Raw genomic sequence first — 14,483 nt, forward strand, 5'->3', positions numbered from 1 at the left:
GAAACGGCCGGCAACACTGACCCACAGGACGAGCGACTTCTGCTCGCCCTGCAACTCATTCGAGATTCCGGAGTTTCGTCGTTAAGTAATAGTTTGCAGTCCTGCTTTTACTGAAATCAGATGCAGCCTGGTCGCTCCTGTTGCCCGGCAAATGGAATCTGCCTGCGCATCGAGCCTTGGGTCATCAACCAGACTGACTGCCTACACTCTCAGATTAATCGTAGGAATCAGCACATCAAATAAGAGAACTCTGAATCCAGGTAACCCGAATCAAGCCTCGAACAATCCTTGACCTTTGATGCCTGACGTTTCGGTGTCGGCGAGGCATGGATTCATACTAACGGCCCGCGGTCCGCAAAAAACCAGGAGATATTCGAAAAACAGGATAAGGATCGGCCCGCGAAGCACGGAGAGAAAAGCGCGGAAGGAAATAGTGCCGCAACACACGATGTCGGCAGCGCTGGCGGGAAGCGCCTGGCACTAATAGAGGGACAGACGGCCTCGGAGGGGAGCGGTTCACAGGCCATCGCGCCAACGGCTGGCGCGCTGGCCCATGAACGCCCGTTCACTGACTCACTGATTACGTACCGCGAAATCCGGCTCGAAAAACACCCAGCGCACCACGGGAAAGCGCGCCTGCAAGTCGGCTTCGATGGCGTTGATCGCCTCGACCATCGTGCGGCTGTGCTCGTAGTCGATCATCTCGGCCTGCACGGCCACGACCACTTCCTTACCCCATTGCAGGGTAATGAGACTGATGATGCCGCGAATCTCGGGCCGCGCGCGCAGGAACGTCTCGATTTCGCGCCGCATTTCCGGACTAGCCGACTCGCCCACGATCATCGACTTCACTTCGCGCGCGATGAACCAGGCAATCAGCATCAGCAATACGCCGATAGCGATCGATCCGCACGCGTCCCATACCGGATTGCCGGTGATGACCGTGAGCAGCACCGCCGCAAACGCGATGGCGAGACCCGCGAGCGCGGCGATGTCCTCGCCGGCCACCACGAGCAGGTCGGAGTCGCGCGTCTCGCGCGCCCAGCGCCACAGCGATTTCTTGGGCGAGCCTTTGCGGATTTCGCGCAGCGCGCCGTACAGCGAAAACGCTTCGAGCACCACGGAAATCCCGAGCACCGCGAGCGCCACGTAGACGTATTGCAGCGGCTCGCGTGCGATCAGCCGGTGAATGCCCTCGTACACCGAAAACGCGCCGCCCACGAAAAACAACAGCAGCGCCACGAGCAGCGAATAGAAGTTGATCGCGCGGCCCGCGCCCATCGGATGCAGGGGCGTGGGCGGCTCGCGCGACTGGCGCAGGCCGAACAGCAGCAGCAACTGATTGCCGCAATCGGCCGTCGAGTGGATCGCCTCGGCGAACATCGAGCCCGAGCCAGTGAACGCCGCCGCCGCGTACTTGCAGACCGCGATGCCGGCGTTCGCCGCGAGCGCGTAGAAAATGGCTTTCGGCGATTCCGCACTCATGCGACTTCCACGCGCGCGGGTCCTTCCGTCAACTCGCCGATCACGCAGGCGGCGGCGAAGCCGTCCGCGTGAAAGAGCGCGAGCACGTCATCCACTTGTTCCGGCGCGCAGGCCACGAGCAGGCCGCCCGAGGTCTGCGGATCGGTGAGCAGCGTGCGCGCGCCTTCCGGCAATTGGGGCGCGAGCGTCACGCCTTCGCTGTACGAGGCCCAGTTGCGGCCCGATGCGCCCGTGAACACGCCTTGCTCGACGAACGCCTCCACGCCCGGCAGCCACGGCAGGTCGGCGTAGCGCACGCGCGCCGTGAGATTCGCGCCGCGCGCGATTTCGAGCGTATGGCCGAGCAGGCCGAAACCGGTCACGTCGGTCATCGCGTGCACGCCTTCGAGCTCGGCAAGCGCGGAGCCCGGCTTATTGAGCATCGTGGCGGCGTCGACCATGGCCCGGTAGCCGTCGGCGTCGAGCAAGTCTTTCTTGAGCGCGGCGGACAGCACGCCCACGCCCAGCGGCTTGCCGAGCACGAGCACGTCGCCCGCGCGCGCCGACGCGTTGCGCTTCACGCGCTCGGGATGGACCACGCCGAGCGCCGCGAGCCCGTAGATCGGCTCGACCGAGTCGATCGAATGGCCGCCCGCCACGGGGATGCCGGCCGCCGCGCAAACGTCCTCGCCGCCGCGCAGCACCTGCGCGATCACCTCGTGCGGCAGCGTGTTGATCGGCATGCCGACCAGCGCGAGCGCGAGGATCGGCTTGCCGCCCATCGCGTAGACGTCGGAAAGCGCGTTGGTGGCGGCGATACGGCCGAAATCGTAGGGATCGTCGACGATTGGCATGAAGAAGTCGGTGGTCGCGACGATGGCCTGCTCGTCGTTGAGCTTGTAGACGGCGGCGTCGTCGGCGGTTTCGGTGCCCACCAGCAGGTTCGGAAAGGCGGCGGTGAGCGGCGTGCTGCGCGCGAGCAGCGCGGAGAGCACGCCCGGCGCGATCTTGCAGCCGCAGCCGCCGCCGTGCGAAAGGCTCGTGAGGCGCGGCGCGGCCGGCGCGGGCGCGAGGCGGTCGTTGTCGTTCATGTTCGGAATGTGCTCCAAAGGAAGCCGGAAAACGGTCCCCATATTATGGGGCAATCCCTGCGCGCACGATGGCGCGGTGCGGGGGCGACGGCGGTGCTTCAGGACGAGTTGGCGCGGGTGTCCGTGGCCGCCTCCTGAAACACGGCACAAACCACGTCGACGAGCCATTGCGGATCATCGTGAGGCAGATCGTGCCCCGCCCACGGATGCTCGCGATGCGTCGCGCCCCACGCCCGCGCGAGCCGCGCCGAGCACGCCGGGTCCACGAGCCGATCCTCGCGCGAAGACAGCACGAGCACCGGGCAGCGAGGCACGCCGCGCACCGTGTAGCGCGCGGCGGCCAGCAATTGGCGCAGCGCGTTGGCCCGCCTCACCGGTGCGCTCGCGCGGATCGCGCACCAGGCGTCGAGATCGGCGGCGAGCGTGTCGCGGCGCGCACAGGTGCGCTCGTGGATCATCGCTTCGGCAACATTCCCATCACCGTCACGCCAATGCCATGCCGCGCGCGCGAGCGCCGGCCACGCGGCGGGCCGCAAGCGCTCGTAGAAGCGGCTATAGGGCCGCATGCTCGTGTTGACGAGCACGAGGCGCTCGACCTCACCAGGAAAGCGCCGCGCCCAGGCCGACGCCACCATGCCGCCCAGCGACATCGCCAGCACCCGATGCGGCGGCCGCGCGCCGTGCCGCTGCGCCTCGGCGCGCACGGCATCCACGTAGGCGTCGACGTCGACGGGCGAGCGCCAATGCGCAAGCGTGCCGTTGCCGGGCAAGTCGATGGGCAGCACCGCGCCACAACGCGCTTCGAGCATCGGCGCGAACGCCGCCCAATGACGCGACTCGCGCGTGAGACCGCGCAGCAGAATCCAGCGCGCCGTCATAGGCCCGGCTTCCTGTACCAGTGACCGATCGCGCTTTGCAACACCTGCTGACGCGCCACGCCCTGGGGCAGCCAGCGCGACGCGGAAAACGCCGCGCGCGTGAGGAACTCGAACAGATTCGCGTGCCGCCGCAATACGCGCGCGGTGCGATGCTGCATCACCGGATTGAACATGCCCTGGCGAGAAAAAAGCTGACGCGGATTCTTCTTGATCCACAGCCACGAGCCCAGCTCGAGCGTGAGCGGCAGGAACACGCTGGCCGTGGGCGCGCGATCGTAGGCACAATCCCAGAGATCGCCGTGCAGCAGATACTGGTGGCTCTGCGGCTCGAACGTATAGCCGTGATGCGGATGCGCGCGCTCGAACATCGTCTTGAGCACATACATCTCGGGCAGATGACGCATCAACTGACGCGTGCGCGCATAGGGAAACCAGATGCTGTCGCTCCAACCGTAGCCCGAGTGGCAATCGAGCGCGAACGCAAGCGGCCGATGTGCGAGTTCTTCGTCGACGATCTTCAGCAGCGCCGCCGCCTCGGTCTCCATTCGCGCGCCGCGCGGGCCGCGATACCACGGCAGCCACGAGCCCACGCGCTGGCCGCCCGCGAGAAACGGCACGCGCTCGTCGGCGTCCTGGGGCGCATTGCGCATGAGGTCCACGCCGTTGGGATTCGCGCGCGTGGCGAGCCACATGCCGCCAGGATTCACGATCGGCATCATCACGAGCCGCACCGATTCGAGCTGGCGCATCAGCAGTTCGTCCCACGCGAGACGCCCGACCAGCGCGCGCATGTAATCGAGCACGAGTTGCGAGCCGATGCGTTCGAGCCCATGGATGCCGCCGAAAAAGCCGATGGCGGGCGCGGCCGGATCGCGCGAACCCACCGCGGCCACGTAGAGCGAGAAAGGGCGGCCGCGCACTTCGACCTCGCCCGCGCTGCGGATGTCGAACCAGGGCGCGCCCGCATCGAGGAGCGTCTTCAGGTCCTCGTATTCTTCGAAGCTGTCGGGTAGGAAGCTGAGTCCTGGCATCTGTTTTGTCGAGCCTCGTCGATGTCCCCCAATATAGCCCGAACGCCTCGCGTTGCGCGTGACACCTGCGGGACGTCACGCAGATGTCACGAACGCTCGCGCTGTCACGCCGCAGTCACGTTATCGACATGTTTCGCGACCTCGCTCATTCACGGTCGATTGCTCGCTCAAGATGTGTAGTCGTCTAGACGTCGCGATGCCTTCACTCAACCGTCATAGTCACTTCCTAGAATGTCCCCGACTCAATCAAGGACTCGCGGCCGATGGCCCGAGCCACGCGACAAATCGACATGGACACCTCAACGAAGGCCCCAACGAACGCCCCAACGCACGCCGCAATGGACGCCATCCGCATCGAACGCCTCTCGAAGACTTTCGGGGGCACGGGGCGCAAGGCGCTCGACGAAATCAACCTGCGCGTGGGTACGGGCGAAATGGTTGCGCTGATCGGCGCATCGGGATCGGGCAAGTCGACGCTGCTGCGCCACGTGGCCGGCTTCATCGCCGCCGATCCACAACCTTCGCAGATCGAAATACTTGGCCGGCCGATTCAGCAGAACGGCCGCATCGTTCGCGAAGTGCGCCGCATTCGCCGCGATATCGGCTTCGTGTTTCAGCAGTTCAATCTCGTGCATCGGCTCACGGTGGAAACCAACGTGCTGATCGGCGCACTTGCACGCCTGCCATTGTGGCGCCGTCTCACCGGATGCTTTCCGCGCAGCGAGCGCGAGCTAACGACTGCGGCGCTCGCTGAAGTGGGCATTGGCGACAAAGCGGACGAGCGCGCCGCGAATCTCTCGGGCGGCCAGCAGCAGCGCGCCGCGCTCGCACGGGCGCTCGTGCAGCGCGCGCGCCTGATTCTCGCCGACGAGCCGATTGCCTCGCTCGACCCCGAGTCGTCGCGCCGCGTGATGGACATGCTGCGCATGCTCAACCGCAATCACGGACTCACGGTAATCGTCTCGCTGCATCAGGTCGATATCGCGATGCAGTACTGCCCGCGCACGATCGCGCTGCGCGATGGCCGCGTGGTCTACGACGGCCCGTCCGCCGCGCTCACGCCCGTGCTGCTGCAACAGCTTTATGGCAGCGCCGCGCGCGAGCTGCTCGAACCCGATGCCGCGTCTATGGCCACGCACCGCTTCGGCGCGCAGCCCAAAGCCGCATGAAGCCGCCTGAACCGGCCTCGTACCACCCACACCCCCACTCATCACGGACTTCGCCTCTCCCATGAAACTGCTCCGCTCCATGCTCTCCTGGTGCGCCGCCGGCGCCGTTGCATTCGCCGCGCTCGGCGTGTCCGCCGCTCACGCGGAAGACATCAACTTCGGCATCATCTCGACCGATTCGTCAGCAGTCCTCAAGCAGCGCTGGCAGCCGTTCATCGACGACATGAATCGTCAGACCGGCCTGCACGTCATGGCATTCTTCGCCACCGACTACTCGGGCATCATCGAAGCGATGCGCTTCAACAAGGTGCAGATCGGCTACTTCGGCAACGCCTCGGCCATGGAAGCCGTGGACCGCTCGAACGGCGAGATCTTCGCGAAGGTGCTCTACGCCAACGGCGACGCCGGCTACAAGTCGGTGCTCATCACCAACGTCAACAGCCGCGTGAAGACGCTCGACGATGTATTCAAGAATACTAAGGATCTCACGCTCGGCTGGGGCGATCCGAACTCCACCTCGGGCACGCTGATCCCCGGCTATTACCTGTTTGCGCAGCACGGCATCTCGGTGAACGCGTCGGCGTTCAAGACGGTGCTGCCTTCGAGCCACGAGGCGAACCTGCTCGCCGTGGTCAACAACAAGATCGACATCGCGACCAACAACACCATCGAGCTCGCCACGCTCCAGCACAAGTACCCGGACCGCTTCGCACAGGTGCGCGTGCTGTGGACCTCGCCGCTGATTCCGTCCGACCCGCTCGTGTGGCGCAAGGACCTGCCCGAAGCGACCAGGCAGAAGCTGCGCGACTTCTTCTATCACTACGCGAAGACCGATCCGAAGGAGAAGAAGATCATGGCCGACATCACCGGCTACGCGGGCTTCGCGCCCGCCTCCGACGCGCAGTTGCAGTCGATCCGCCAGGTCGCGCTGTTCCAGCAGAAACAGAAGATCGCCGCCGACACGCATCTGTCCGACGACGACCGCAAGAGCCAGATTGCGGCCATCGACGCGAAGATCGGCGCGCTCGCGACCGCGGCGAAGCAGTGATGGGCACGATGGACTTCGACGCATCGCGACTCGCGCCGCACGCCGCCGATGGCTTCGGCGCGGAGCAGGCCAACCCGTCCGGCGAAGCGCTCGCGCAGCCGTCGCGCACCGGGCCGGCCAAAGCGGCGCCGCGCGCGAATCTGGCGGCCAGTTCAATGAGCACCGCGGCGCGCAAGCGCAGCTGGTCGTCGCTCATGCTCTGGGCGATCGTGTTCGTGCTGCTCGGCGTGGCCTGGCGCGGCGCGGACATGCGCCCGCTCGACCTGTTCGCCGACTCGCAGAACATGGGCACGTTCGCGCGCGGCTTCTTCCCGCCCGACTTCACCGAATGGCGCACCTATGTGCATGAGATGTGGGTGACGATAGCGGTGGCGCTCTGGGGCACGGCGCTCGCGATCGTCTGCGCGGTGCCGTTCGGGCTGATGTCGTCGCACAATCTCGCGCCGGCCTGGGTGCTCCATCCGGTGCGCCGGCTCATGGACGCATGCCGCGCCATCAACGAGATGGTGTTCGCGATGCTCTTCATCGTCGCGGTGGGCCTGGGGCCCTTCGCGGGCGTGCTCGCGCTCTGGGTCCACACGACGGGCGTGCTCGCCAAGCTCTTCGCGGAGGCCGTCGAGGCCATCGACCCGCGCCCCGCCGAGGGCGTGCGCGCGACGGGCGCCACGCCGCTCGACGAGATCATCTACGGCGTGCTGCCCCAGGTCATGCCGCTGTGGATCTCGTACGCGCTCTACCGCTTCGAATCGAACGTGCGCTCGGCGATGGTGGTGGGCATGGTGGGCGCGGGCGGCATCGGCGTCGTGCTCTACGAGGAAATCCGCTCGTTCGACTATGGGCAGACGAGCGCGGTGCTGATCATGGTGATCGCCGTGGTGACGGTGATCGACCTCATCTCGGCGAAGCTGCGCGCGCGCGTGATCTGACACCCTGCTTCGAGAGCCGGAGCGCGGGCTGCATGGCCATCGCCATGCGCCCGCGCTTTTTTCTTTGCATCGCGTTTCTTTCTGGCGCCGCAGTGCATTCGCTGGAATAATCGGCTGCTTGCGGTCGCAACCTCCCCGCGTCCCTCCCACTTATTGCGCACGCTGTTGCGCACATTATTGCGCTCGTCCGATGGCAAGCTTCGTCGTCCTGCTGGTTCTGCTTTCGGCGCTCATGCACGCGAGCTGGAACGCCTTTCTCCACCTCTCGGGCGACCGCGTCTGGCTGCTCGGCATGTTCTCGGTCCCTTATGTGCTGGTGAGCGCCGTGGGCGTGTGCGTGCTGCCGCTGCCCGCCGCCGCGAGCTGGCCGTATATCGCGGCATCGGCGCTGCTCGAATTCGCGTACTGCTTCGCGCTGGTCCGCGCCTACCGCAGCGGCGACTTCGGGCAGATCTACCCGATTGCGCGTGGGCTCTCGCCGCTGCTCGTGTTCGTGGGCGCGATGCTATTCGCGCACGAGGAGCTGCACGCACTCGCCGCCACGGGCGTGGTGCTCGTCTCGCTCGGCATCATGTCGCTCGCATTCCGGCGCGGCATGCGCTTCTCGGGCGAGAGCGTGCCCTGGGCGCTGACGACGGGCTTCTTCATCGCGACCTATTCGATCGTCGACGGTCTCGGCGCGCGCCTCGCCGGCAATCCGCTCAGCTACATCATGTGGGTCTATCTGCTCTGGAACGTCCCGCAGTTCATCGTGGTCTGCAAGCTACGGGGCGGCGCGGCGCAGATGTTCGTCTCGAAGGCCAGCGCCGTGCGCGGCATGCTCGCGGGCGTGCTCGCGCTCACCGCGTATTGCCTCGTGATCGAGGCGTTCCGCTATCTGCCGATCGCCATGGTGTCGGCGCTGCGCGAGATGTCGTCGATCTTCGCGGTGCTGATCGGCTGGCTCTTCATGCGCGAAAAGCTCACGGCGCGCCGTATGGTGGCGTGCGTGCTCGTGACGTGCGGCGCGGTGTTGATTCGTATGTGAACCGCCTGCGTCGCGCCGATGCCTGTACGCACTACGCAAACGCCGGCAGACTCGCGTCAATAGCCTCGGCAAGCGTATCGAACGCGGGCGCGATTTCCTCGTCGGGCACGCACGCATAGCCGATTAACAGCCCCGACGCCGCGCGCTCGCGCTCCGAGTAATAGCCCGACAGCGGCCGCACGACGATATTGCGCGCGAGCGCGGCCTCGGCCACGGCGCGGTCGTCGCTGCCTTCGGGCAGTTGCATGACCACGTGCAGGCCCGCGTCGCCGCCCATCGCGGGCAGCGCGTCGCCGTAACGGCGCATGGCGGCATCAAGCAGCGCCTGGCGGCGCTGGCCGTAGAGCGCGCGCATCTTGCGGATGTGCGAAGTGAAATGCCCCTCGGCGATGAACTCCGCCAGCACCGCCTGCTGCAGGAGCTGGCCTTCGCGATAAAGCTCGGCGCTCGCGGTCGCGAAGCTTTCGGCGAGCGACTCGGGCGCGACGAGATAGCCCACGCGCAGCCCCGGAAACAGCGTCTTGCCGAAGCTGCCCACGTAGATCACCTGCCCCGCCGTATCGAGCCCCTGCAGCGACGCAAGCGGCCGGCTGCCGTAGCGGAACTCGCTGTCGTAGTCGTCCTCGATGATCCAGCATTGATGCTGGCGCGCGTACTCGAGCAGCATGCGGCGACGCGCGAGACTCATCACCATGCCGAGCGGATACTGGTGCGAGGGCGTGACGAGAATCAGCTTCGGCGGCGCGGCGGCGAAATCGGCAGCCGACGGATTGATGCCCTCGCTGTCGACCGCGATCGGTCGCGGCTTGAGCCCCGAGACCTGTAGCACGCTGCGCACGCCCCAGTAGCACGGGTCCTCGGTCCAGATCGTGTCGCCGGGGTCGGAGAGCAGACGCACGGCCAGGTCCACCGACTGGTGGATGCCCGTCGTGATGATGATCTGCTCGGGCGAGCAGCGCACCGAGCGCGAGGTGCGCAGATAGTCGGCGAGCACGTGGCGCAAGAGCGCCAGGCCGCCGCCCGGTGCGTAGGTCAGCAGATCGGGGCGCAGGCTGCGCCAGTACTTGTTGTGCAGGCGCGTCCAGACGCGCGCCGGAAAGCGCGAGACGTCGGGCACGCCGGGCATGAACGCGCCGCCCTGACGCTTCGAGACGCCCGCGCCCGCGATGAGGCGTGCGCCGCGCGTGGAGAGCGCACGGGCCGCCGTGCGCTGCGCTTGCGTGGCGGTGGATAGCGCCGGGGTCCGTTCGGCATCGGCGCCAGGGAAATGGGCTTGCGTCGCGGACACCACGAATATTGCAGACATTGCCGCCGTCGGCTGCACGCTATCGGCGCTCGACGCCGCGCGTATCGATGCGGACCCGCTGCTGGGGCTGTTAGTTGCGATTAAGCCGGCATTATCGAATCCGCCCATCATCGTCGAATTGGGTGCGGATCTCGATTCAGCGACATTTTTCGTATCCCTGAGGGAGCCAATTTCAGGCGCCCCAACGATCTCATCGGGCGAAGTATCGGCGACAAACGTCCCGCGCCCCGTCGCCGAAGTCACATAGCCTTCGAGCACGAGTTGCTCGTACACCTGCGTGACCGTATTGCGCGCGATGCCCAGCTCGGCCGCCAGCAGCCGCGACGACGGCACCCGCGCGCCCGCCGGCAGCTCGCGCGAGAGGATCGCCTGCTGCAGCAGCCGGTGCAGTTGCCGGTAGACCGGCTGAGCGCCGCCGCGCTCGATCCGCTGGGCCAGCCAGTCGGACAGGACACTCGCTCGCATCGAAATTGGCTCCTAATAATTTTACTGAATGGCTCTGAATTTTAGAGCCAAACCTGAGTATAGTCGCGGCATGGGCTGAATGCGGAGGATGAACCGCCGGTCCACCCGCCAACCAGCAACCGACACTGTTTTCGAAGGAGACGAACGTGACCAAGAACGCCGATCTGCAAAACCGCAAGAACGCCATTACCCCGCGCGGCGTGGGCGTGATGTGCGACTTCTACGCCGAGCGCGCCGAGAATGCGGAGCTGTGGGACGTCGAAGGCCGTCGCTTCATCGACTTCGCGGCCGGCATCGCCGTGTGCAACACGGGCCACCGCCATCCGAAGATCGTCGCCGCCATCAAGGCGCAGCTCGACCACTTCACGCACACCGCCTACCAGATCGTCCCCTACGAGTCGTACGTCTCGCTGGCCGAGAAGGTCGCCCAGCGCGCGCCGGGCAGCTTCGCCAAGAAGGCCGCGTTCTTCACGACCGGCGCCGAAGCCGTCGAGAACGCCGTCAAGATCGCCCGCGCCCACACGGGCCGTCCGGGCGTGATCGCCTTCGCGGGCGGCTTCCACGGCCGCACGCTGATGGGCATGGCGCTCACGGGCAAGGTCGCGCCGTACAAGCTCGCGTTCGGTCCGTTCCCGGCCGACGTCTACCACGCCCCGTACCCCAACCCGGTCCACGGCATCAGCACGGCCGACTCGCTCAAGCATATCGAGATGCTGTTCAAGGCCGACATCGATCCGAAGCGCGTCGCCGCGATCATCTTCGAACCGGTCCAGGGCGAAGGCGGCTTCTACCAGGCGCCCGCTGATTTCGTGCGCGGCCTGCGCAAGATCTGCGACACGCACGGCATCCTGTTGATTGCCGACGAAGTGCAAACGGGCTTCGCGCGCACCGGCAAGCTGTTCGCGATGGAGCACTACGACGTCACGCCGGATCTCATGACGATCGCCAAAAGCCTCGCGGGCGGCATGCCCCTCTCGGGCGTGGTCGGCCGCGCGGAAGTGATGGACGCGGCAGCGCCCGGCGGCCTCGGTGGCACCTACGCGGGCAACCCGCTGGCCGTGGCTTCGGCGCATGCGGTGATCGAGATCATCGAAGAAGAAAAGCTCTGCGAGCGCGCCACGAAGCTCGGCGACAAGCTCAAGGCCAAGCTCAACGCGATGAAGGCCGAAGTGCCGCAAATCGCCGACGTGCGCGGTCCGGGCGCGATGAACGCCGTGGAATTCTGCAAGCCGGGCACGACCGAAGCCGACGCCGACTTCACCAGGCGCGTGCAGACCGCCGCGCTCAACCGCGGCCTGCTGCTGCTCGTCTGCGGCGTCTACTCGAACGTCGTGCGCTTCCTGTTCCCGCTGACGATCCAGGAAAACGTGTTCGACGAAGCGCTCGCGATCCTCGAAGAGTCGATCAAGGAAGCCGTGGGCGTGCCCGCGTAAGCGTTCTGCGCCTTTAGCAAGACATCGGCCCGCCCCGCGCGGCGGGCCCATCCACGAAACGGCACACCGGCGCTTGCCGCTGTGCCGTTTGTCGTTCTTATTGCATCGAATTGAAACGAAGCCTGTCGGGAGTTCACGCATGAACCTGAAAGACGCATCGCTGCTGCAAAGCAAGGCCTATATCAACGGCGAATGGCAAGGCGCCGAAGACGGCGCCACGCTCGACGTGACCAACCCCGCCACCGGCGCGCTGATCGGCACGGTGCCACGCATGGGCGCCGCCGAAACGCGCCGCGCGATTGCCGCCGCAAACGCCGCCTGGCCCGCCTGGCGCACGAAAACCGCAAAGGAGCGCAGCGTCATCCTGCGCAAGTGGCACGACCTGATGATGGCGAACGCCGACGACCTCGCGCTCATCCTCACCACCGAGCAAGGCAAGCCGCTCGCCGAGGCGAAGGGCGAAATCGGCTACGCCGCATCGTTCCTCGAATGGTTCGCGGAAGAAGGCAAGCGCATCTACGGCGACACGATTCCGACCGTCGCCAATGACAAGCGCATCGTCGTGACCAAGGAACCCGTGGGCGTGTGCGCCGCGATCACGCCGTGGAACTTCCCCGCCGCGATGATCACGCGCAAGGTCGGCCCCGCGCTCGCGGCAGGCTGCCCGATCGTGCTCAAGCCCGCCGAAGCCACACCGCTCTCGGCGCTCGCGCTGGCCGTGCTGGCCGAGCGCGCGGGCGTGCCGGCCGGCATCTTCAGCGTCGTCACCGGCGACCCGAAGGCGATCGGCGGCGAGCTCACGAGCAACCCCACGGTGCGCAAGCTGTCGTTCACGGGCTCCACGCCGGTGGGCCGCCTGCTGATGAGCCAGTGCGCGGCGACCGTCAAGAAGGTCTCGCTCGAACTGGGCGGCAACGCACCGTTCATCGTCTTCGAAGACGCCGATATCGACGCGGCAGTGGCCGGCGCCATCGCCTCGAAGTACCGCAACAGCGGCCAGACCTGCGTATGCACGAACCGCTTCTACGTGCACGACGCCGTCTACGACACGTTCGCCGCGAAGCTGCGCGAAGCCGTGGAAAAGCTCAAAGTGGGTTTTGGCACCGAAACCGGCGTCACGCAAGGTCCGCTCATCAACGAAGCGGCCGTGCTGAAGGTGGAGTCGCACATCGAGGACGCGCTCGCGAAGGGCGCGCAAGTGCTCACGGGCGGCAAGCGTCACGCACTCGGCCACGGCTTCTTCGAGCCCACCGTGCTCACGAACGTCACGCCCGCGATGAAGGTCGCGCGCGACGAAACCTTCGGTCCGCTCGCACCGCTGTTCCGCTTCTCGTCCGATGAAGAAGTCATCAGGATGGCGAACGATACCGAGTTTGGTCTCGCCGCCTACTTCTATAGCCGCGACATCGGCCGCGTGTGGCGCGTGGCCGAAGCGCTCGAATACGGCATGGTGGGCATCAACACCGGCCTGATCTCGAACGAAGTCGCACCGTTCGGCGGCGTGAAGCAGTCGGGCCTCGGCCGCGAAGGCTCGCACTATGGCGTGGACGACTACGTGGTCGTCAAGTACATGTGCATGGCGGGCATGTAAGCCGCCGGAGCTTTCGTCAAAAGAAAACGGGCGCCCAGAAAAGCGCCCGCTGGTGACCGAAACGCCGGCGCATCGCGATGTATTCGCGCTGCGCCGGCGTTTTTCGTTTTCGCTTTAATTTTAACTTTCGTTTGCGTGCAGCCGGGCGCGCGGCCCGGCGCCGCTTACTGGGCAGCGCCCACCGGCGTGATCTGCGTTGCGTAGGCGGAAACGAACACGGCGTGAATCGTGTCGCCGACCTTGAGCTTCTTCAGATCGACATCGGGCGTTGCGTCGACCGTGACCGTCTGATACGCGCCGCGCAGCGTCACTTCGCGCTTCTTCAGATTGATGTGCTGGACCGTGGCCTGGACCTCGACCTGGCGCGCGGCGTCATAGCCCGACGAGGCCGGCAGATAGACGTTGGTATCGACGCGCTTGCGAATGCCCTTGTCCTTGCCCGTCACCTTCTCGGCCGTCACGAGCAGCGCGTTCTTGTAGAGCACGTCGACGGTGTCGCCCACGTTGAGCTGGTCGAAGTTGCTCACTTGCTGGCTGAGCGCGATGTCCACGTCGTTGCCGCGCGGGCCGCGCAGCGTGACCACGCGCGATGCGCGGTCGATGCCGACGATCTTGGCCTGCACGTGAACCGGCTCCGCGTTGGCGACGATCGCTTGCGCCGCGCCCGCGAGCGCCGACTGTCCCTCAGGCGCCGACGCCGGCTGCTCCGTTTGCGCCAATGCCGCCTGCGCGAACACCATGCCAACCACCGCCACCGCTGCTGCCAACGTTGTTGCCTTCATCATCCGGATTCTCCTCAAAAGACGGTTTGGATTGCTCTGCAACGGCTTGTGCCGAAGTGGGACGATTCTACGCGTGCCGTTTAAAAATCGACTAGTGGATGGCTGCGAGCTACGTCAGATTAAGCTGAACGCATAACAATAAGCGTGGCTTTATTGATCGGCGTCCAATCCGAAACAATTCAGCGCACTCTTTCTGTTCGTGAAACGCTAATGCGGCGATGTCAATGGCGGCCCGCTGTGAATCATTCGCTGTGAATCGTTAATACGGAGGA

Annotated in this window: 12 protein-coding genes; 6 read left to right on the forward strand and 6 right to left on the reverse strand. The window is 65.8% G+C overall.

All coding sequences use genetic code 11. The annotated features are described in order from the left end of the window. Positions 1-573: 573 nt before the first annotated feature. From U5775_RS37480 to U5775_RS37495, 4 genes are all read right to left on the reverse strand, one after another. Entirely contained in the window at positions 574-1,485 is a 912-nt protein-coding gene (locus tag U5775_RS37480) for a cation diffusion facilitator family transporter (RefSeq protein WP_322063179.1), read from the reverse strand. Next, positions 1,482-2,555 (reverse strand): selenide, water dikinase SelD, encoded by a 1,074-nt coding sequence (gene selD / locus U5775_RS37485; protein ID WP_322063180.1) that lies wholly within the window; start codon positions 2,553-2,555, stop codon positions 1,482-1,484. The genes U5775_RS37480 and selD overlap by 4 nt, the downstream gene beginning before the upstream one ends. Before the next feature lie 98 nt (positions 2,556-2,653). Beyond that, positions 2,654-3,433, reverse strand: a complete 780-nt coding sequence (locus U5775_RS37490) for an alpha/beta hydrolase (protein ID WP_322063181.1) — start codon at positions 3,431-3,433, stop codon at positions 2,654-2,656. Further along, the gene (locus U5775_RS37495) at positions 3,430-4,464 is read right to left on the reverse strand and encodes a M14 family zinc carboxypeptidase (RefSeq protein WP_322063182.1); all 1,035 of its coding nucleotides are present in this window, start codon (positions 4,462-4,464) and stop codon (positions 3,430-3,432) included. Before U5775_RS37495 ends, U5775_RS37490 begins: the two co-directional genes overlap by 4 nt. Before the next feature lie 338 nt (positions 4,465-4,802). Between U5775_RS37495 and phnC the strand changes: the two genes are divergently transcribed. The 4 genes from phnC (at position 4,803) to U5775_RS37515 (ending at position 8,634) form a co-directional block, all read left to right on the forward strand. Beyond that, the gene (gene phnC / locus U5775_RS37500; RefSeq protein ID WP_322063183.1) at positions 4,803-5,633 is read left to right on the forward strand and encodes a phosphonate ABC transporter ATP-binding protein; all 831 of its coding nucleotides are present in this window, start codon (positions 4,803-4,805) and stop codon (positions 5,631-5,633) included. Between the two features lie 61 nt (positions 5,634-5,694). Then, positions 5,695-6,681 (forward strand): phosphonate ABC transporter substrate-binding protein, encoded by a 987-nt coding sequence (phnD, locus tag U5775_RS37505; RefSeq protein ID WP_322063184.1) that lies wholly within the window; start codon positions 5,695-5,697, stop codon positions 6,679-6,681. Between the two features lie 155 nt (positions 6,682-6,836). After that, on the forward strand, positions 6,837-7,607 hold the full coding sequence (gene phnE / locus U5775_RS37510; RefSeq protein ID WP_322063189.1) for a phosphonate ABC transporter, permease protein PhnE: 771 nt from the start codon (positions 6,837-6,839) through the stop codon (positions 7,605-7,607). 190 nt (positions 7,608-7,797) lie between these two features. Then, the gene (locus U5775_RS37515) at positions 7,798-8,634 is read left to right on the forward strand and encodes an EamA family transporter (protein WP_322063185.1); all 837 of its coding nucleotides are present in this window, start codon (positions 7,798-7,800) and stop codon (positions 8,632-8,634) included. Between the two features lie 31 nt (positions 8,635-8,665). Here the strand turns inward: U5775_RS37515 and U5775_RS37520 are convergent, their stop codons facing one another. Next, positions 8,666-10,405 carry a PLP-dependent aminotransferase family protein gene (locus U5775_RS37520; RefSeq protein ID WP_322063186.1) on the reverse strand — a complete coding sequence of 580 codons (1,740 nt, stop codon included), beginning with the start codon at positions 10,403-10,405 and terminating at the stop codon, positions 8,666-8,668. Between the two features lie 146 nt (positions 10,406-10,551). Between U5775_RS37520 and gabT the strand changes: the two genes are divergently transcribed. Together gabT and gabD are read left to right on the forward strand one after the other, a co-directional pair. Further along, positions 10,552-11,838 carry a 4-aminobutyrate--2-oxoglutarate transaminase gene (gene gabT, locus U5775_RS37525; RefSeq protein ID WP_322063187.1) on the forward strand — a complete coding sequence of 429 codons (1,287 nt, stop codon included), beginning with the start codon at positions 10,552-10,554 and terminating at the stop codon, positions 11,836-11,838. A gap of 139 nt (positions 11,839-11,977) precedes the next feature. Continuing rightward, positions 11,978-13,429, forward strand: coding sequence for an NADP-dependent succinate-semialdehyde dehydrogenase (gene gabD, locus U5775_RS37530; RefSeq protein WP_322063188.1), 1,452 nt, complete (start codon positions 11,978-11,980; stop codon positions 13,427-13,429). A 164-nt stretch (positions 13,430-13,593) separates the two neighbouring features. On the opposite strand, the gene U5775_RS37535 is transcribed toward gabD, so the two are convergent. Beyond that, complete coding sequence (locus tag U5775_RS37535; protein WP_322063190.1) at positions 13,594-14,211, reverse strand: hypothetical protein; 618 nt, start codon at positions 14,209-14,211, stop codon at positions 13,594-13,596. Positions 14,212-14,483: the final 272 nt, after the last annotated feature.

Source organism: Paraburkholderia sp. J63 (genome assembly GCF_905220245.1).
GTDB lineage: Bacteria > Pseudomonadota > Gammaproteobacteria > Burkholderiales > Burkholderiaceae > Paraburkholderia.

Coding starts and splice junctions, on each gene's coding strand:
- U5775_RS37480 (WP_322063179.1), bottom strand. CDS start 1,485: ATGAGTGCGGAATCGCCGAAAGCCATTTTCTACGCGCTCGCGGCGAAC.
- selD (WP_322063180.1), bottom strand. CDS start 2,555: ATGAACGACAACGACCGCCTCGCGCCCGCGCCGGCCGCGCCGCGCCTC.
- U5775_RS37490 (WP_322063181.1), bottom strand. CDS start 3,433: ATGACGGCGCGCTGGATTCTGCTGCGCGGTCTCACGCGCGAGTCGCGT.
- U5775_RS37495 (WP_322063182.1), bottom strand. CDS start 4,464: ATGCCAGGACTCAGCTTCCTACCCGACAGCTTCGAAGAATACGAGGAC.
- phnC (WP_322063183.1), top strand. CDS start 4,803: ATGGACGCCATCCGCATCGAACGCCTCTCGAAGACTTTCGGGGGCACG.
- phnD (WP_322063184.1), top strand. CDS start 5,695: ATGAAACTGCTCCGCTCCATGCTCTCCTGGTGCGCCGCCGGCGCCGTT.
- phnE (WP_322063189.1), top strand. CDS start 6,837: ATGAGCACCGCGGCGCGCAAGCGCAGCTGGTCGTCGCTCATGCTCTGG.
- U5775_RS37515 (WP_322063185.1), top strand. CDS start 7,798: ATGGCAAGCTTCGTCGTCCTGCTGGTTCTGCTTTCGGCGCTCATGCAC.
- U5775_RS37520 (WP_322063186.1), bottom strand. CDS start 10,405: ATGCGAGCGAGTGTCCTGTCCGACTGGCTGGCCCAGCGGATCGAGCGC.
- gabD (WP_322063188.1), top strand. CDS start 11,978: ATGAACCTGAAAGACGCATCGCTGCTGCAAAGCAAGGCCTATATCAAC.
- U5775_RS37535 (WP_322063190.1), bottom strand. CDS start 14,211: ATGAAGGCAACAACGTTGGCAGCAGCGGTGGCGGTGGTTGGCATGGTG.